We start from the raw sequence: 20,194 nt of genomic DNA, 5'->3' as shown, positions 1-20,194 counted from the left end.
TCCTCTGCCCAGTATACAACTACAGATCATTGTCCTGAAATTGTCAGGACATATGCGTCAAAGACCTGGTCTGTTGTATGTTCACTTCCAAATAATTGATACAGGCTGTCACATAATGCCTGACAAACCTTCTTCCAGTCCGGAATATCACTTCTGCTGATCCCATGTCCCATCTGGTCTACAAACACCCCATATTGCGGATAAAATTGTTTAAACCTCTCTGCATTATCTATGACAGGAGAGATATTACCGGTCAGTTCCCCGATATGTTCTATGATCTCTGGTCTGCTGCAGAAATTGATCACTTCTATTCCACCGGAAACATTCTTCCCTTTGATCAGTGCCAGATTTTCACCGCCAAGTACAATACCTCGTTTTGTATGTTCCGGAAACGGACAGATGCCGTAATCAATCCCGGATTCTTCTAATTTAGGAACTGCCCATGGACCATTTTCGATCATCGCAGCTTTTCCATCAAGAAACATTCTTGTCAGATCATTCTGTGAATAATTCAGACATTCATGCGGCATACTGCCATCTGCGAGCATAGCATCGATCAATTCAAATGCCTCTCTTGTGCATTCATCTTCCATATGCTGTGTATCTACACCGGTTGCAAGCAGCCATGGCATAAATTGAAATGCTCCCTGTTCACCGGCTGCTGCTGACATTGCAAAACCATAATGTCCGTCCTCGCCCTGCGTGGTAAGTGTCCGTGCGGCATTTTCAAATTCTTCCCATGTCTCTGGTTCCTGCAGACCCGCTTCATCAAACATATCTTTATTGTAAATGATCGCCGTATTATTGCAACTAAATGGAATGCCATAGATCTTATCTCCCGATCTTACGGTATCAAACACCTTAGGATAATACTTATCCTGCATGACCTTTTCCGGTATCTGTTCCGTAATATCCTCTAAAAATCCGCTGTGGATAAGGCTTGGCATATCAGGATTATCTAACAGGATCAGATCAGGTAAATCATTTTCTGATATAACCGATGACAGTTTTTTTACATAATCCTGCATCGGGATATATTCCCATGAGAGTTCATACTGCTGCTGACTCTTATTAAATTCTTCGACGAGATAATCAAGCCCTTCCTTCTGGGCTCTGGTTTCATAATAAGACCAGAGGACTAAGTTTTCTCTCTCCTCTGCCTGCGTTTCTGTTTCGAGCATTTCCATGGATGCTGTCTGCCGGTTCATTCCACAACCTGATGCGGTAAAAAGCAGCGGCAGCAGGATCATATTAAACTGCCATTTTTTCATGCGATCCCCCCTGTCTGCTCAATGGAATTCAGCCGGAGAGATCCCGGTTTCTTCCTTAAAGACTCTGGTAAAATAATTGGAATTGCTGTAGCCACAGGCTTCTGCAACTTCATATACCTTCATATCGGTTCCTCGGAGCAGTCTTTTTGCATGGCTGATCCTGAATTTTTTCAAAAATACGGAAAAATTCATTCCCATTTCCCGTTTAAAGAGCATACTTAAATATTCCGGTGTGATATTTAAGATCTCTGCGGTTTCCTCTAATGTGATCCCTTCTTTGTAATGGATCCTGATATATTCTAATGTCCGGTTGACGATATAATTGCTGATACCTTCTTTTTTATCCTTTTCACAGATCACATCACCGGTTGCGGTCAAAATATCCCCCATTTCCTTTTTGGTATATGCATTTAAAACATCCTGCATACCATTCTGTGTGCGTAAAATATCATACGCTTTCTGGTTGATCTCTTTTGCTGTATCGATCATCTGTGACATCAGTTTTAAGATCACCCGCCGGATATCTTTTGCATCATATGATAAACTGACAACCGTATCTAAAAATTCATCTATGTACTTTTTCGTTTCTTCTTTATTACCATCTCCGAGTGCACGCAGGATCTTTTTCTCGATCCCATGCGGATATTCTAATATTTCCTTTTGTTCATTGTCTGCATGACCTGCTTCAAAAAGTCTGCTGCCTGTAACAGCAAGTGCATCTAATAACATCTGTTTTTCTTTTTCAAATGAACTTTTCCATAAAGACAGAACACATCTCTCACTAGATACCCAATGGATCTCATATTTACTGAGTGCTGCATGTTCCACAACGTTTTCTTTAAAACGGCTGATAGCAGTTTCGCATTCTGTATTTTTACCGATCAATATCAGTACCTTAAGTTTCTGTTTCTTTTCTGCTACATCTACGATCCTTAAATCCGGTGACAGACGTATAAATGTTTTGATCTGCCTGTCAAGAATGTCAACATTCTCCTCTATATTCCCATAATATCCGGTGAGAAGAATACCACGGTCGCTATCTCCTAAAATCTGTTTCACCCTTTCTTCTGCGGATTCTGCTTCTTCTTTTTCTCCAAACAGACAGGCACGGATATCATTTTCAAACTGATACCCCTGTTCATTCCTGCTCTTTTCTAGTTTCTCTTCGATCTTCTGTAAAGAAGTTTCTAACATATCGATTGAGATCGGTTTTAACAGATATTCTTCTACTCCGAGCCGGAGCGCTTTTCTTGCATATTCAAAGTCCGAATATCCGCTTAAGATAATGCTGTACGGCATGATCTTTTTATCATGGAGGATCTTTAACATTTCTAATCCGTCCATTTCCTCCATCCTGATATCCGTGATCACACAGTCAGGTCTTTCTTTTTCGATCGCAGAGATGCCTTCTATTCCGTTTTTACAGATACCGACTACCTGATGTCTGGTTCTGCCATTGATCATATTGACTAATCCCTCCCGGATAGCCCCTTCATCCTCAATGACTACGATCCTCATATTCTCTGTCTGATTTATCATAACTTATCCCTTCTTCTGTCACATACGGTAATAATATCTCTACCGTAGTACCTATTCCCTTAACGCTGGTGATATGCCAGCTTCCTTCCTCTCCATAATATAATTCAATCCGTTCAAATACATTTGCCAGTCCGATATGCTCATCCGGTCCCGGTTTCCGGTTCCGGTCATTATAACGTTCGACTTTTTCTTCATCCATTCCGCATCCGTTATCTTCGACAATGATGTATATCTTATCTGCTCCATCGGTTTTTCCGATATCCACACGTATCATTCCGCCTTCTACTTCCTTGATCCCATGTAAGATCGCATTTTCGATCACCGGCTGTAACAACAGTTTATAAATGCGGACAAATGCCACTTCCGGTTCCACAGAGATCTGAAACGAAAATGAATGACGGTATCTTAACTGATATAATGCCACATACGACTGCAGCCACCGTTCTACCTCTGTAACAGTTACCATTGCATTACTCTGATTCATCGTATACCGCAGGATAAATCCCAGATTTCCGATCATCCTGCTGATCTCATCTTCCTCTTTATCTAATGCCATCCAGTTGATCGCATCTAATGTATTATAAAGAAAATGAGGATTGATCTGTGATTCTAAGGCACGTATCTGTGCCTGGTTTTTCTTTTCGGAGATATCCACAACTTCCTGCATCAGCGTCTTTACTTCTTTGGTCATCGTATTAAAATGTTCTCCGATCTGCCCAAACTCATCATGTCTGTCTATCACAATCTGTACATCAAAATTACCACTTTCTACCTGATGGATTCCATCAATGATCTTACGCAAAAATCCGGCAAACGAACTGCTGACTAATATCACTAACAGAACTACAAGTATCAGATCTAATAACAGCAACAGTCTGTACCACCACTGTACTTTCATGATCGGACGCATCATCGCATCATAATCATAGACATTATAAAATGTAAAACCTGTTTCTTTGTCATAATAACTGCTGCATGCAAGATTTTGTTTTTCTTTATCCATGATCCTGCCCTTTTGTACAAGTGAACAGGCATCTTTCGCATCTTTGATCGTACTTCCTAAATAGTATTCATCCGGAAATGAGATCAGTGTTGCACTGTCGTCCACAATGAAACTCACACTGCTGTTATCTTCCGTTCCATTCTGACAAATCTCATCTAATACATTAGAACTGATTCCCATGACCACAGTAGCAACTGCACCATGATCCATATGATTTGAGCTATAGATATCTTTCCCAAGGAAAAATAATGGTGTCTTATCTTCATTATCCTGAATGAGCCTGGTCGGGATCAATGTGACTCCCTGCCTTCCATGGGTCAGACGGTATGGTTCGATCTCCCTTAGGTCTTCATAATCTCTCCAGATATTATCTAGTACCGATCCCGTCTGTTTGTCATAGGTAATACTCTCCCCTGTACGGCAGATCAGGCTGATGCAGCGTATTCCGCTTTTGATCTCTGCAAACTGTTTGATTTTTTCATTCATGGAAAAGAATAGTGCTGTCTGTTCCATTGTTCCGGCATCATGGTAAGCACTTAAATCTTTTTCAATCGTATCGTCCGTATAGATCTGGTAAATAACCGCAGTATACGCATCTAAGATCAATGATGCCCTCTCTGCTGTCTGATGCAGGTTTTCTGTCATCAAAGTATCGATCTGGGTATTTAAATGTCTGATGCTGATCTGCATGGAAACTATCTGGAATACAGCGATCGGCAGGGCACAGATCAAAAAGAACATCAGAAATAATTTTCTTCTAAAACTAAGATCCATATATTTCTGTCTGAGATGTTTTATACCCTGCCTCATGTCATTCTCCTATCTGATACGGTATGCTAACGTTTTACTTTTACTTTCTTTACTGCTGATGCCTTTCCGTATACTTTTACTCCGTCTGTATTTGTCTTATATGCCTGTACTTTGATATACCATGTTCCCTTTTTCAATTTTTTTAAGGTCACTTTTGTCGTCTTAATATATTTTGTTTTGACCTGCTTTTTAAACTTTGCATTCCGGGAATACAGGATCTTATAGCCATCTGCATCGCCAGCTTTTTTTAGTTTTAAAGTGATTTTTTTACCTTTTTGTGCTTTTGCAGAAGTGATCTTTGCTTTTTTGACACTGACTTTTTCTGTGGTATCTGTACCTGACGGCTGTGCTGACTGATCTGCTGCCGGTGTCTGATCCGGCTGCTGTACCGGTGTCGGTGTTGGCTGCACTGGTATCGGCGTTGGTGTCGGTGTCGGTGTTGGCTGCACTGGTGTCGGTGTAGGTTTCGGATCCACCGGCGTATGATCCCCTTCTTTTGTCCAGTGTGCGTACAACGTACAACTGTCAAGTCCTGCTGCTTTTGTATCTGCCGTTACTTTTTCTCCACCTTCTGTATACCATCCATCAAATACATAGCCTTCTCTTGCAGCTGCCGGAAGTGTACCGATCGTCTTTCCATCAGCAATGATACAGGTCTTATCTACATCTGTTCCGCCATTGGCATCAAATGCTACATATGTATTGTTATCCGGTACGGTTCCGTTATTCCATGGTTCCGGCAGATACTGGTCGGATACATAGATATCTGATAAGAAATCATATGCTGCCCGGTCATAAGCTTTTAATTCCTTTCTGGTATTGATCGGTCCTCTGATTCCATCCCAGTTACCATCCCATGTATCATCCATGGCATTAAACCAGATTGCCGATAATGTTGCAAAATATTCGCTGGAATTAGATCCCGCATAAGAAAGCTGTCCTGGTTCTGCTCCCGGCCATTTTCCATTCTTTGTAACAGAATCCGCATAGATTTTTTCCCATTCTGCCTGCTGTACCTCTGTCAGACCGAAATTCTGTACGGTATGTGCAAATTCATGTGTCAGGATGCTCTCATCCGGATAATTTGTATAATAATCTGCGCTGTCTGCCTGTTTGATCCTTAACACGTTTGCGTCTTTAATAGAAGCTAACTGCGTACCACCGAATCCTTCCACATAAAGATAATTTTTATCATACGAATAGCGGTGTTCCGGAATATCATATGCGATCTCACCATTGCCATATATTCCAAGGATACAGCCTCCCTCTCCCATGCGTTTGGCAACTTCTTTGTTTGCAAGGATCACTTCTAACATCTCTTTTGCTTTGGTCATGGCTTCTGATTTCACTTTTGCCGTACCCCAGATCTTTACACCACAGTCCATCGTGATCTTTTTCTGATAAAATGCTTCGTAATCTTTGACTTCTATGGTCTGTGCTTTTGCATATTTTCCACTTTTTCCTTTGATCTTATCTGCTTTGACCGTAACTTTGATCTCCGGAAGATCATTCACATCCGAAACAGGATCTGTGATACGGATCGATGTCTTTGGTGTGTCCGGGTTGTTCGGATATTGATCATTTTTCGGACTATAGTATACAATGCCGTATTCGGAATAATCATATTCTTCCCATGTATACTGATAGATCTCTGCCGGCTGTCCATCAACGGTAACCGAAAAATTATCAATATCCCTTGCCGGTGTATTTCCTGCTCCTTCTGTGACTGCCTCACTCCAGTAGAGTTCGATATCACAGTCACTGATCATCTGCGCTTTTGTTATGACCGGAGTATCTTTTGTTGTATCTGTCTGTGATGTATCTGCTGCATTTACTGACACTCCTGATAATATACATACTCCGAAGATCATCCACAGACAAGCTGTTATCTTTTTCTTCATAATTAGAATCTTCCTCCTTCTTTTTGTGTTCCTGCTACTGATCTGTCCGCTGGCTATAAATACCGCTTTATACTTTATTATGCGTATCCATTTCAAGTATCGTCAACTATATTTTTTTAATCTGTGTTACTTATTTTAACACATTTTTTTGAAATTGAACAAAAAAGATCCCTGCCAGAATTTACCTTCTGACAGGAATCTTATGTCTGTTATACTACTTTTCCAGTATATTTTGCCTTTTTCAGTAATCTCTTATAGGTCTTTTTGTACTTATTCGGTACATCGATCTTTGCTTTTTTAGAAATTCCTTTAAAGGCATTTTTGCCAACAGATTTTGGTGCTGTTGCATTCATTTTGATCGTTTTTAATTTTGTATCTTTATAGAATGCTTTCTTACCTACTGAAACTACATTCTTTGGCAGGGTTACTTTCGTAAGTTTCTTCATATTTGCAAATGCATTTGCAGAAACTGCTGTTACCTTACATCTTACACCTTTGACTGTTACGGTATTTGCAACCGTAAGGGATTTTGCGTTTTTCTTTTCCGGTGCATATGCCTCTGTCTGTTTCTTATTGACATTTGTTACACGATATTTCACACCTTTGACGGTTATAGTATCTCCTTTTGCGAGTACTTCTTTTGTTCCCGCAGATGGAGCAGGTGTCGCTGGTGTTACCGGAGCCGGTGCAGTTGTATTACCGCCATTATTACCCGGTGTCGGTACCGGAACAGGTGCCGGTGTTATGTTTGCCGGTTTCTCCTTATAAGCAACTTTAATAACTGTAAACGACATTGCCGGAATCGTATATAACATCTTTTCATTATGGATCTGTGAATCGGATGTTACCGGTGCAACTGCTGTAGGATTCTGCATACTGTTTGCATCCATTGCACGACCAGATAAAGTGATGATCTCTGCTTTTGTTCCATCTGCCACTTTCGGATAATGGAGTGTGATATCCTTCGCAAAATTGTCATGGTTGACTAATTTCAGATATACATACTCATCATCTTTTGAAGATACATAATATACATCTTTCTGATGTCCCGGATGCTTTTCATAAGAACCATTTTCGGCATTTAATTTTTCTAAGGTTGTATTGACGATCTGGTTACCATAGTTATTTGAAAACATTGTCTGTACATAATAACTCGGTGTTCCATAACTTCCATATTCGTCAAATTTGATCAGATTGTAATCCCAGTCACGACAGCCTTCTTTTTCAAATAATGGTGCATAAGACGCATGACGGACGATATCACCATTTCTTTCAAGTCCTGTCATGTAGGCTGCTTCACTGATCGCTGTATCTAAAACATTTTCTGTTGTAGATGAAATATGTCCTGCATACTCTCCAACAAATACGTTGCTTCCACCGTCTTTTAAACGTTTATATCCGTCATATACATAATCATCATTTAACAGGGTATTGTTTGCATCATTCGTATAATTGACATAATAATGCTCATCTACCAAAGTTTCTCCCGGAATATCCTGATTGATCCAGTTCCATGCTTCTGTATGCTGTCCACCCTGATAATATGGACCTGTGGATGAGATCAATGTGATCTTTCTTCCCGGATAATTCTCTTTGACATACTTTTCTACATAATTTTTGATCCAGATAAAATTATCACGGTAGGATATATTTTTTGCTGTATCATTCCAGTTCTCATTACCGATTCCAACATAATTTAAGTTAAATGGTGCGCTGTGTCCATTTTCAACACGCTTTGCTGCCCATTCTGCCTGCGTGGCATTTGAGCTGTCCGGATCACCCCAGCAGTAATCGATCAGGTTTGTTGCATGTTTTGCGAACTTCTCAAGATCTGCCCCGCTGACTGCATTTGCCGTATTACGGAACTGGCAGAAAATACCTGCACTTAAGATTGGAAATGGTTCTGCACCTAATTCTTCACAAAGACTGAGTATTTCATGATATCCAAACTGATAAGACATCATATAACCATAATCTGCTACATAATTTACCGGATGACCTTCTGTTCCCCAGTAACTTGCATTTGCTTTTCTTTCCTCTAATGGTCCGATCGTATCCTCCCAGTTATAATAACTTTCTGTACCATAACTTCCTTCTACGACACAGCCGCCCGGAAAACGGAAGAATTTCGGATTGAGATCTTTTAATTTCTGTACAAGGTCTGCACGAAGTCCTGCTCCATAAGAGAAGTTTTTGTTTCCATATCCAAAACTGTCTGTCGGGATCAAAGATACCATATCAATATACATCACATCGGTATCTGCTGCACCTTCAAATGTCAGTGCGATCGTACCGAGTTCTGTTTTTGATGCTGTTAAAGTTGCTTTTGACTGATTCCATGTTCCGTCTTTTTTACAATCAATTGCCACTTCATCTGTGATCGCTGTTCCTGCATCATTGACTACTTTTATTTTTAAGGTTCCTGCATAGTTCTCCGCTGCTTTTGTATAGATAGAAAAATCGTATTTCTTACCTGCTGTGATTCCCATTGCAGATTTGTCAAGAGAATTTTTTCTGACAAATCCATGGTTTTTTAAAGTCAGGTTTCCTGTGATCTTTGCATAATTCGTATTATTCTGATTCAGTCCGTCTGTCTGTTCTACGCTAAAACCTGCGGCATTGCTGGATGTCCAGTGTAATTTCCATGAAGCCTGATCGCCTTTTACGGTTGGGTTATCCGGTGTATCAATATTCTTATAGTTTTCAAAGGAATTATTTTTTACAAGTTCGGTTGCCATACCGCCATCACCGGAACTGTTGATATCTTCATAGAATACACCAAATAATTCCTGACTGATCTTAGCACCTTCATTTGCTGTATCAATATTTAAAGCAAATTCTGTGCTGTCTTTTGCTAATACAAGCAGCCTGATCTCTTTTGATGCCTGAATATCTCCCTGTGTACAGGTTGCTTTTAATGTAACATACGTATCTTTATCCGGTGCTGTGATCTTTCCATCATTTGAAATAACAGAAGGTGTATCACTTTCCCATGTAACTGCAGCCTTTCCATTTAAAGCAGATGTCTGTAATGTCAGTTTATCATAAATGCTGCTGGAAACTTTACCCTCAAATATCTCTGGTATCCCTAACTTCTTTACTGCATAGCTGACACCAAAAGAATCCGGTATATCTGCATAGACTTTCCAACGGTAAATACCGCAGGAATCTCCGGTGACTTTCATATTCATACGGATCGTCTTTGTTGTGATCTCCCCGATCGTGATCTGATTATACCGGTTGAATTTTGAAAAATTCTTTGGATGGGAAACTAATGTGGCATCTTTCCATGCACCACTTTCATCCTTGTACTGGAATCCGACATCAGATGGGATCTTCATGCCCGCTTCTGTACCATACCAGTATACCTGAAATGTCTTTGTTGTGATCGGTTCATCCCAGTCATACTGTACCCATGCCATCGTACCGGTACTCTGCTGCCAGTTTCCCCAGCCAAGATTTGTACCGATATTAGAACCGGTCGGCTCAAAATCAGGATTATTGATCCCGTGCAGATTTTCCCACGCAGATGTATAATGTGCACTTGGTTCTGCATAGATTGCTGCATCCGGCAGGCTGAGATCCGGACTCGGGTCTTCCGCCGGTACGACCGTTGGCTTTGGAAAACTGTCCGGTACATCTCCTAATAACAGCCAGTCCTTGACTGCCACTGCCATCTTTGTTGTACCATTCTTGGCATGCATCATAGTGATACGGATCTTTGAAGTTGTTACCGGTTCATGTTCATAGACCACATCCTGATTTCCTTTATAGGTCCATGTACCTTTTGGTGTAACTTCTTTCCATTCTCCGTTCTCATCCGTATATTCGATCTTGATTCCTGTCGGTGTCACAACACCGCCTCCATCATCTAAAAAACGGATCTGTGATCCGGTGATCTCTGCTTTCCGTTCGCCAAGATCATACATCATCCACTGATCTTTTGACTGTAGATCCGGATCTCCATGGGCATTCCAGAATGAATCCATGTTACTGTCTGCGAAATTATCGGCTCCCATATTATATCCAACATAACTTACTGATGCTGTTGCATAATTCCGAAGTGTCGGTGTTCCCGAAACATCTTCATAACTTTCTGCTGATACGCTAAGTGTTCCTGCCGGCACTGAGGATAATACCATCGCACCGGCTAACACGATACCGATCAGAGCTTTTTTTATATTTTTTAATTTCATAGCTATAAAATCCCCTCCTGCTTTAAAACAGGGACGAAAGATTTCTTTCGTCCCTGCCTCATACTGTCCTGTCTGTTATTTTACTTTAACGGAACTTGCTGTTTTTGCTGATTTCAGTAATCTCTTGTATGCTTTGATCTTCTTGTTCGGAACATCAATTTTTGCTTTCTTGTTGATTCCCTTGAATGCATTCTTACCAATGGATTTGATCGATGTAGATGCGATCTTAACCGTCTTTAACTTAGAATCTTTATAGAAGGCTTTTGATCCGATGGTTTTTACATTCTTTGGAATTGTTACTTTCGTCAGTTTCTTCATTCCTGTAAATGCTTTTGCAGAAATAGAAGTCACTTTACAGCTTACACCCTTGACAGTAACGGTATTCTTAATAGTAATACTCTTTGCTTTTTTACTGCTTGGTTTTGTTGCTGCTACTTCTTTCTTATCAGCATTTGTCACTTTGTAAACAACACCTTTTACGGTAACTGTATCACCTGCTTTGATAGAAGCATCCGGTGTGTTCTGGTCAGAACCAGCATTTGTGTTGTTATTCGTATTATTATTTGTATTGTTGTTGGTACTGTTATTTGCACCATTATTGTTGCTTGAACCATTATTACTGCTGTCTGAACCATTATTGGTGCCACCATCACTTGGTGTCTTTGCTTTTAATTCACTGATTGCTTTTGCTAATGCTGCATTTGCATTATCAACCTCTGCCTGTGTCGCATTTTCCTTTGCTGCAACGGTCTTTGCTGCTGCTAATGCTGCTGCATATGCCTTCCAGCTTTCTTCTGTATAGTTAGACTGTGCATAAGTGCTTTCTGCGGATGTAACAGCTGATCTTAATTTCTGAACAGATTCAGCTGATGCAGTATTTTCCGGTTTACTTTCTCCTGCGAGCTGACCTGTTAAATACCATTCATTTACAGCTACCGCAACCTTTTTTCCACTTACAACAGCGTGATCCATTGTTACACGTATCTTAGAAGTGATAATCTTTTCGAATTCAAATGTAGAATATTCATCATTTTTACATACCCAGTCACCAACAGGCGTAACTTCTTTCCAATCACCATTCTCATCTGTATATTCGATTTTAATACCATTTGGTGCAATAACACCACCATCCGATGCTTTATAGAACATAATCCTTGAAGCGGTAAGTTCTGCTTTCTTATCTCCAAAGTCATACATCATCCACTGATCTTTTGTCTGAAGATTTGGATCATTATGACCATTCCAGAATGTGCTTTCTTTACCATCGACAAAGTTTTCTGCTCCCATTTTCCAGCCTACATAACTTACGGATGGCGTTGCTTCATCGCGGACTGTTGTTTCTTTATATTCAGGTGTATCTGCCATAGCCCAGATTTCCATCTTAGACGAATTATTCTTCGGACTTGCAAGACCTGCTTCATAAGCTGCATCATCACCACGGTTATTCCATGCATAGTATGGAACTGCCTGTAATTTTGCATCGATCATTTCTGCACCTTTTCCAGTTGCATACTTCACATCTCCTGTGATCTCTACAACACCTTTTAACAGATCTTTATTGTAAGTTGCTTTTAATTCTGCATCACGAGGGATAACAAAGTTCAATGGATCAAAGTTTTCAATAGATGTATTTAACTGTGCATTTCCTGCTTTTTCAATACAGTATACGATTGGTCCTCTTTCAATAGCGACCTGTCCTTTTGTTGCTTCAACGTTTTCATTTGATTCTGTTAATCTGATCTCCATTGGAATATCAATATTAACAATATCTCCGGATTTCCATGTTCTGTTGATGGTAACATATCCGTTTTCAGCTTTTGCTGTAACTGCTTCACCATTAACATCGATTGTTACATTCTGGTTCTTCTGCTCACTTACCCAGCCCGGAATACGAACTTTCATTGCAAATTCTTTCTCAGCTTCCGGTGTAACGGTCATCTTGATCTTTCCATCCCAAGGATAGTTTGTTTTCTGTTTGATTCCTACTTTTGTATTATCTACAGTAACGTTACTGTTGCTTGCAGCATACATATTTACAAACAGATCTTTGTTATGTACGTTATATACATATCCGCCTAAAGCAGCAATCGTTCTCATTAAGTTTGGAGGGCAGCATGCACAGCCAAACCATTCTGAACGGCCATTGCCACGATTGACTCTTAATAATGTACTGTAATAGAAACGGTTTCCATCTAAGTTTGTACCAACTAAAATTGAGTTGTACAGGTTTGTTTCTACCATATCTGCATATTTTCCATCTTCATGGAGCAGATTCATTCTCTGATTCCAGTTTGCAGATCCGATCGCTGCACAGATCTCACAGTAAGACTGATCTGGCGGCAGATCATAATCATTACCATAACCTTCTGCAGAGCTTCCTGCGGTTGTCGTACCGATACCACCTGTAATATAAGTTTTCTTTTCCGTTACAGAATTCCAGATCGTATCTAAGCTGTTGATATATTTTGCTCTTGTTTCATCAGATTCCGGTAACAAAGTTGCAATATCCGTAATACCTGTATAATAGTAGTTTGCTCTTACGGAATGGCCAACTGCATTTGTTTCATTTACAAACGGTGTTGCATCCTGTGAATAAGTTCCTCCATTGTATCCTGTATTACGTTGATTCTTATTCTGACCACGTCTGTCGATCAACGTCTGTGCTGTATCATAATAGTTCTGTCCTGCACCTTTTCCTTCATACTCTTCTGCAAGTTTTCCGAATTTTACAAGTGCAAGTTCCACTTCTTCATGTCCCGGTACTTCGTAACGTGTTCCATTCGGTCCAAAGAGTCTTACAATATCATCAGCAAAACGTTTACCTGCTACATATAATCTGTAATCCGGTTCATCGATTCCTTCACGATAACGTGTATAAGCAACAACGGCTTCCAGAAAATGTCCTGCATTATATAATTCATGGTTAGACATCTCCCAGAAACGGTGTGTTCCCGGTTTGCCTCCACCGCTATAGCTTTCACTTCTTAAAGTAAAGAATGTATCAATATAACCATCTGCATACTGTACTTTTTCGATTTTCTCGATCCAGCTGTTTAATTTCTCTTTTAATTTTTCTCTCTGTGCAACCATCTCATCACTGGTTTCATTCTGTGTTGCAGATAATGTATAAGAGATTGCTTCGATACTCTTATAGATATCAGAATCCTGGAATACAAAACCATTGAATGCATCATAGGATTCTCCATTTAATTTTTTGATCGCATTATCAAAGTTCGGTTCTCCACCGCTTGCTTTTTCAATCTCAGTGATCGCTTTGTTTAAAGATGCTGTTGCATTTGTTTCCTGTTTTGGTAACCAGAACTCATCTTCTAACTGTACATTTTCAAATGTAACACTGCTGTTTGATGTCCCTGCTGCTGCCGGCTCTGCTACAGTGATCTCTGCTGTTGCAGGATGCTCCTCACCTGCATATGTCACTTTACCATTTACAGTAAATTTCTGTCCGACCTTATCTGCTGCATAAGATGAAGGGTCAACTGCTTCCCATGTGACAGGAACTAATTTAGAATTAAACGTTTCTGCATATTCATAACCATAATCTGCTTGTGTGCTTGTCGTAGGATCATCAAATTCGATTCCATTTGCTACAACACTATCCGGCAGGATCGGTGCTGTTCCGGCTGCTGTTGCAGTCTTATAGGTATCAATGCTCTCAATCGAATCATCCATAACACGGATCTCAACATCCGTATTCTTTGTGACGCTTTCTCTAGTCACAGATAATTTCAATGTGGCAACACCTTTTTTAAGACCTTTTACCTTTACAGTTCTCTCATTAGCTGCACCATCGATCGCAATATAGTCACCACTTTCTTCTGCAACTGACCATGCGTAGGTTGCTTCATCTGATAAACTTGCCGGCACTGTATTACCTGTCAGAGTTTCTGTACTGCCTGCTTTTACTTTAATATTTCCGGTTACAGATGCTCCCGTAATATCCTGTGGGATTCTTGCATTATATACTTCCCACTCACTGATACCGATTGCATTATAACCGCTGCCTCTGTTTACTAAAAGTTTTAAGCCGGTTGTACTGATCTCCTTGCCGAAATTCACCACGTTCCAGACTTCATTAGTGACTGTTGTCGTATCTGCGTGTTCTGCTCCTACATCCGGAAGTTCTTTCCATGTAGTTCCATCTGCATCCAGATAAGAAAGTGCAGCACCGCCCGGCCATGTAACTCCGCCGCCGTCAGCCCACCATGCTACTCGTGTGGATGACATTGTCTGTGCCGTATCCCATGTCAATGTCACTTCCATCGGATACTTTTCCTCTGCTGCGCCCCAGCAGTTCCAGCTTGTCTGAGCATCTGGTGTTGCCAGAGTTCCGTCATTGATTTTTTTTGTTGAAATACCATACGTATTGGTATAAGCTGCCTTGGCTGTTGCTGTCAAGGCAAGGTTTGTACCAAGATCCCCTGTACCTGTTGTGCTGCTGTCTGCTGCCGCACTGTCTATGCTGCTGTCAGTTTCTGCAGCAATCGCTGTCACTGACGGTGCAATCGATGTGGCTAACATTGCAAATGACAATCCCACCGCTGTCAGTGATTTATTCATGTGTTTTTTCATACGCCTCTACTCCTTTCCTAATATGTGATTTTTTTCACATGATGCTATATTTAGTATGTAGGAAAGAGAAATTATACACAAGGCAACAATTTTAAACTATCTTCCATATTTTAATATATATATACTTTTTTAAAAAAACAAAAAAATATCCGAAACTCTATAACTAAATAGAATCTCGGATATTTCCGGGTTGGGCTGTTTATAATAAACAGAACAGTTCGTAGGGGAATCGAACCCCTGATTCCGCCGTGAGAGGGCGGCGTCTTAACCGCTTGACCAACGAACCATATCATATGAAATTGTGCTGTCTGTATCAAACAGAAACAGTTCGTAGGGGAATCGAACCCCTGATTCCGCCGTGAGAGGGCGGCGTCTTAACCGCTTGACCAACGAACCATGACCGTCTAATACTTTAACATACAAATTCCGACTTTGCAAGTCTTTTTTTCAAAAAGTTTCATCCTTTAGTCATCATAACCATTTGGATTGTTTTTCTGCCAGTTCCATGAATCTGCACACATTTCTTTGATCCCATACTGTGCAGTCCAGCCTAACTCCTCTTTTGCTTTTGTTGCATCTGAATAGCAGATTGCAATATCTCCCGGTCTTCTGTCTTTGATCACATAAGGAATCTTCACACCGGTTGCTGCTTCAAAATTCTTTACGATATCAAGTACGCTGTATCCGGTTCCTGTTCCAAGGTTGTAGATACAAAGTCCGGCATTCTCTTTGATCTTTTTTAATGCTTTTACGTGTCCGACTGCTAAGTCTACGACATGGATATAATCTCTGACACCGGTTCCGTCCGGTGTGTCATAATCATTACCAAAGACACCTAACTCTTTTAATTTTCCAACTGCTACCTGTGTGATGTATGGCATCAGGTTGTTTGGAATACCGTTTGGATTCTCACCGATCAATCCGCTCTTATGTGCTCCGATCGGGTTGAAATAACGAAGTAAGATCACATTCCATTCAGGATCTGCTTTCTGCATATCGGATAAGATCTGCTCTAACATGGATTTTGACCATCCGTAAGGATTAGTACAGGTTCCTTTCGGGCATTCTTCTGTGATCGGGATGACTGCCGGATCTCCATAAACTGTTGCTGAAGAAGAAAAGATGATGTTCTTGCAGCCATGTTTACGCATCTCATCTACTAAAGTTAACGTTCCGGTAATATTGTTATTGTAATATTCCCATGGCTTTGCAACGGATTCACCGACTGCTTTTAATCCTGCAAAGTGGATACAGCTGTCGATCGTTTCTGTTTCTAAGATCTTAGAAAGGATATCACGGTCTAAAATATCTCCTTTGTAAAATTTTACTTCTTTTCCGGTAATCTGTTTTACACGATCAAGGGATTTCTCACTGGAATTAGAAAGATTATCTAATACCACTACATCATAACCTGCATTTAAAAGTTCCACACATGTATGGCTGCCGATATATCCGGCACCACCTGTTACTAAGATTGCCATATGTACTCCTCCTTTACCATTACCTTGTTCTATTTAGGTTTTCCTGTTGACTATAGTGTAGCTGATTCCTTGCATTTCCTCTAGCAAAAAATGTATAAAATATATGTAATTTTGTTGCATCTGTTTTTTTCAAAGATTATAATGACAGTATCATTTCTTTTCGGAGGCATTATGAGTGCAAATTACAAAAATTCCTACAAAGTCAGCGAAAAAGAATTAGTATCTCTTTCTGTATATAATGTAGGTTTTCAAAAATGTACGCCCGGCTATCAATGGGGACCGGGAATCCGGGATCATTACCTGATCCATTATATCATTTCCGGCAGCGGCAGTTATATCGTCAATGGCAATACCTATACGCTGTCTGCGGGAGATGCCTTTTTGGTCTATCCGAATACAGAAGTCACTTATATTGCCAGCCATAAATCCCCATGGGAATATGCATGGGTGGGTTTTACCGGCAGTGACGCTTCGATCATTTTAAAAGCTACAGATTTTTCCCCAAACTCGCCGGTCATCCATAAAAATCCTCTCGGAGAATCGATCCACCGGCAGATCCTTCATATTTATGATGCCAGAGGCAATGAATTAGAACATGCTGTTGAAATGACCGGACGGCTCTATACGATGCTTTCTCTTTTTATGCAGACCGCCTCCCATGAAAAAGCACCAGACACAGCCAACAGCTATGTCCAGAAAGGGATTGAATATATCACTGCCAATTATTCCTATGCGGTCACTGTAGAAGATATTGCAGATTATGTAGGCTTAAGCCGGAGTCATCTGTTCCGGTCATTCCAGAATGTCTTACATATATCTCCTAAGGAATATTTAACGGTTTTCCGCATGAAACAGGCTTGTTATCTCTTAGAACATTCCAACCTGTCCATCACAGCCATTGCAAATTCCATCGGTTTTGACAACAGCCTGTATTTTTCTAAGATCTTTCATAAACAAAAACAGATGTCCCCAAGGGACTACCGCAAACAGTTCCAGAAAAAGATTACCAAAAAAGACTCCCGAAAAACGGGAGCCTGTCCATCTGCTTATTACAATTAAGCTACTTTGCTCTTTGCTAACTCAGCTAATGTTGCAAATCCTTCTGCATCATTTACAGCCATCTCTGCTAACATTTTACGGTTCATATCTACACCAGCTAATTTTAAGCCGTGCATGAACTGGCTGTAAGAAATTCCGTTCATTCTGGCTGCTGCATTGATACGAGCGATCCATAACTGACGGAACTGTCTTTTTCTCTGTTTTCTACCAGCATAGGAACTTGTTAAGGCTCTCATAACAGACTGTTTTGCTACTCTGTACTGTTTGGAACGAGCTCCTCTATAACCTTTAGCCAGTTTTAAAACTCTATTGTGTTTTTTCTTAGCATTTAAGCCGCCTTTAATTCTTGCCATTTTCTATTCCTCCTTAACTACTTCCTATAAATACGGTAAAATCTTCTTCATGTTTGTTACGTTTGTTGAATCTGTCATTGCAGGTTTTCTAAGATTTCTCTTATTCTTTGTTGTTTTCTTTGTTAAGATATGTCTTCTGTAAGCTTTATTTCTTTTTAATTTTCCTGTTCCCGTAACTTTAAAACGTTTTGCAGCTGCTCTGCTGGTTTTCATTTTTGGCATAGTATATTTCCTCCTTAAAAATGCTATTTTTTCTCTGCAAGCACCATGCTGATGCTTCTGCCTTCTACCTTTGGTGCTTTTTCTATGACTGCTGTATCAGAAAGACTCTCAGCAAAATCATCTAAGATATGTCTGCTGCTCTGCATATGAGCCATTTCACGACCACGAAAACGTAAAGTAACTTTTACTTTGTTGCCTTTCTCAAGGAATTTCTTAGCCGCATTCATTTTGGTATTCAAATCATTCGACTCGATATTCGGTGACATACGAATTTCCTTGACTTCTACAACCTTCTGCTTCTTCTTAGCTTCTTTTTCTTTTCTTGCTAACTCATATCTGTATTTACCGTAATCGATAATCTTACATACAGGTGGTTTCGCAGTGGGAGCGATCTTTACTAAATCAAGCTCTGCTTCCTCGGCTAACTTCATCGCCTCTCTGGCTGACATGATGCCAAGCTGTTCTCCGTTTACTCCGATCAGACGAATCTCTCTATCTCTGATCTGTTCATTAATCATTAACTCGCTAATGGTTGTGCACCTCCAAAATAAATATTCATCCCATGGTTCTTCCATGGGTATTTTGCATGTAATCATAAAAAAAGCGGATAGAACGACTATCCACTACAAAATTAGACGAACAACGTAAAACGTCATCTGAACTATAAACCATAAGTCGCCCGATTGCGCTTAGGTGAGAGTGGATACTCTACTTGCTTTCAACAACTCATTTACTATAACATTCATATATTTTCTTGTCAAGTAATTTTCATGTTTTTTCTGTCAGTAACCTAAATTTATCATTACATATGAATTTTCCTTGCCCCTAAAAACAATACATCCTATAATAACAGCAGGAAATCACAAGTCCTGTGTTTATCATTATTTTTAAAGGAGAATCTTTATGAATAGCAGAAAAATAGATTTACATGTACATTCCACCGCTTCTGACGGAACATTAACACCGGCAGAATTAGTTGCAGAAGCTAAAAAAGCTGATCTAAGTGCATTTGCCTTAACAGACCACGACACTGTAGCCGGAATTGCAGAAGCAAAAAAAGAAGCTAATAATTACGATATTGAACTGATTCCCGGTGTGGAACTTTCTACCGAATATAAAGAAAAAGAAGTCCATATGGTAGGACTGTTTTTAGATGAAACGAATCCAGACTTATTATCACATTTAGAAAAATTCCGTGATAACCGTGATAACCGCAACCAGAAAATGTATATAAAATTACAGGAAGCGGGATTTCCTGTGACCGAAGAAGCTTTACGTGCCATGTTTCCTGATGCAGTACTTACAAGGGCACATATTGCCAGATTCTTATTAGAACATGGTTATATCAAAACGATCTCTGAAGCATTTGAGAAATATATCGGTGACGGCTGCCGCTGTTATGTGGCAAGGGAAAAGATCACTCCACAGGAATCCATTGGTCTGATCCATGCTGCCGGTGGTGCTGCCGTTTTAGCACACCCGATCTTATATCATATGAGCGATGCAAGACTGCGGGAACTGATCTCTGACTGTAAGTCCTGTGGCTTAGATGGTATTGAAGCCATCTATTCGACTTACCAGCGTGGTGAAGAACAGTATATCCGCAGACTTGCAAAAGAATATGATCTGAAACTTTCCGGTGGTTCTGATTTTCATGGAAGCAATAAACCACATATCAAATTAGGCAGCGGTATGGGACACTTATTTGTTCCTTACGACCTGCTGACTAACCTTCGCCCATCTTAATATCAACTGTCGTAACTGTTGAC

12 protein-coding genes and 2 tRNA genes are annotated in these 20,194 nt (G+C 40.2%); 2 read left to right on the top strand and 12 right to left on the bottom strand.

All coding sequences use genetic code 11. The features are described from left to right. Window positions 1-26: 26 nt before the first annotated feature. From H8S17_RS05215 to galE, 9 genes are all read right to left on the bottom strand, one after another. Complete coding sequence (locus H8S17_RS05215) at window positions 27-1,271, bottom strand: ABC transporter substrate-binding protein (RefSeq protein ID WP_186866519.1); 1,245 nt, start codon at window positions 1,269-1,271, stop codon at window positions 27-29. Window positions 1,272-1,289: 18 nt separating this feature from the next. Next, window positions 1,290-2,810 carry a response regulator transcription factor gene (locus H8S17_RS05210; protein WP_186866518.1) on the bottom strand — a complete coding sequence of 507 codons (1,521 nt, stop codon included), beginning with the start codon at window positions 2,808-2,810 and terminating at the stop codon, window positions 1,290-1,292. Continuing rightward, the gene (locus H8S17_RS05205) at window positions 2,770-4,623 is read right to left on the bottom strand and encodes a cache domain-containing sensor histidine kinase (protein ID WP_186866517.1); all 1,854 of its coding nucleotides are present in this window, start codon (window positions 4,621-4,623) and stop codon (window positions 2,770-2,772) included. Before H8S17_RS05205 ends, H8S17_RS05210 begins: the two co-directional genes overlap by 41 nt. 26 nt (window positions 4,624-4,649) lie before the next feature. Next, the gene (locus H8S17_RS16405; RefSeq protein WP_207723370.1) at window positions 4,650-6,524 is read right to left on the bottom strand and encodes an InlB B-repeat-containing protein; all 1,875 of its coding nucleotides are present in this window, start codon (window positions 6,522-6,524) and stop codon (window positions 4,650-4,652) included. Between the two features lie 209 nt (window positions 6,525-6,733). Beyond that, window positions 6,734-10,720: an alpha-L-arabinofuranosidase C-terminal domain-containing protein gene (locus H8S17_RS05195; RefSeq protein ID WP_186866516.1), complete on the bottom strand. Its 3,987-nt coding sequence runs from the start codon at window positions 10,718-10,720 to the stop codon at window positions 6,734-6,736. Between the two features lie 75 nt (window positions 10,721-10,795). Then, the gene (locus tag H8S17_RS05190) at window positions 10,796-15,310 is read right to left on the bottom strand and encodes a beta-L-arabinofuranosidase domain-containing protein (protein WP_186866515.1); all 4,515 of its coding nucleotides are present in this window, start codon (window positions 15,308-15,310) and stop codon (window positions 10,796-10,798) included. A 214-nt stretch (window positions 15,311-15,524) separates the two neighbouring features. Beyond that, window positions 15,525-15,596: transfer RNA gene (locus tag H8S17_RS05185), tRNA-Glu, on the bottom strand. A 38-nt stretch (window positions 15,597-15,634) separates the two neighbouring features. Further along, window positions 15,635-15,706, bottom strand: a tRNA-Glu gene (locus tag H8S17_RS05180). A 68-nt stretch (window positions 15,707-15,774) separates the two neighbouring features. Beyond that, window positions 15,775-16,791 (bottom strand): UDP-glucose 4-epimerase GalE, encoded by a 1,017-nt coding sequence (galE, locus tag H8S17_RS05175; protein ID WP_186866514.1) that lies wholly within the window; start codon window positions 16,789-16,791, stop codon window positions 15,775-15,777. Window positions 16,792-16,962: 171 nt separating this feature from the next. Between galE and H8S17_RS05170 the strand changes: the two genes are divergently transcribed. Next, window positions 16,963-17,850: an AraC family transcriptional regulator gene (locus H8S17_RS05170; RefSeq protein ID WP_186866513.1), complete on the top strand. Its 888-nt coding sequence runs from the start codon at window positions 16,963-16,965 to the stop codon at window positions 17,848-17,850. Here the strand turns inward: H8S17_RS05170 and rplT are convergent. From rplT to infC, 3 genes are read right to left on the bottom strand one after another with little or no spacing between them, the layout of a single operon-like run. Then, window positions 17,847-18,203, bottom strand: a complete 357-nt coding sequence (rplT, locus tag H8S17_RS05165) for a 50S ribosomal protein L20 (protein ID WP_178050773.1) — start codon at window positions 18,201-18,203, stop codon at window positions 17,847-17,849. The two genes, H8S17_RS05170 and rplT, sit on opposite strands and share 4 nt — an antisense overlap. 24 nt (window positions 18,204-18,227) lie before the next feature. Further along, complete coding sequence (gene rpmI, locus H8S17_RS05160; protein WP_178050774.1) at window positions 18,228-18,425, bottom strand: 50S ribosomal protein L35; 198 nt, start codon at window positions 18,423-18,425, stop codon at window positions 18,228-18,230. Window positions 18,426-18,448: 23 nt separating this feature from the next. Continuing rightward, window positions 18,449-18,943: a translation initiation factor IF-3 gene (infC, locus tag H8S17_RS05155; protein ID WP_178050775.1), complete on the bottom strand. Its 495-nt coding sequence runs from the start codon at window positions 18,941-18,943 to the stop codon at window positions 18,449-18,451. Window positions 18,944-19,328: 385 nt separating this feature from the next. On the opposite strand from infC, the gene H8S17_RS05150 reads away from it, so the two are divergent. Further along, window positions 19,329-20,171: a PHP domain-containing protein gene (locus H8S17_RS05150; protein WP_186866512.1), complete on the top strand. Its 843-nt coding sequence runs from the start codon at window positions 19,329-19,331 to the stop codon at window positions 20,169-20,171. Window positions 20,172-20,194: the final 23 nt, after the last annotated feature.

Source organism: Roseburia zhanii, assembly GCF_014287635.1.
Taxonomy (GTDB): domain Bacteria; phylum Bacillota; class Clostridia; order Lachnospirales; family Lachnospiraceae; genus Roseburia_B; species Roseburia_B zhanii.
The sequence above is the reverse complement of the archived record's forward strand: the minus strand, read 5'-3'. Positions and strand labels throughout refer to the sequence as shown.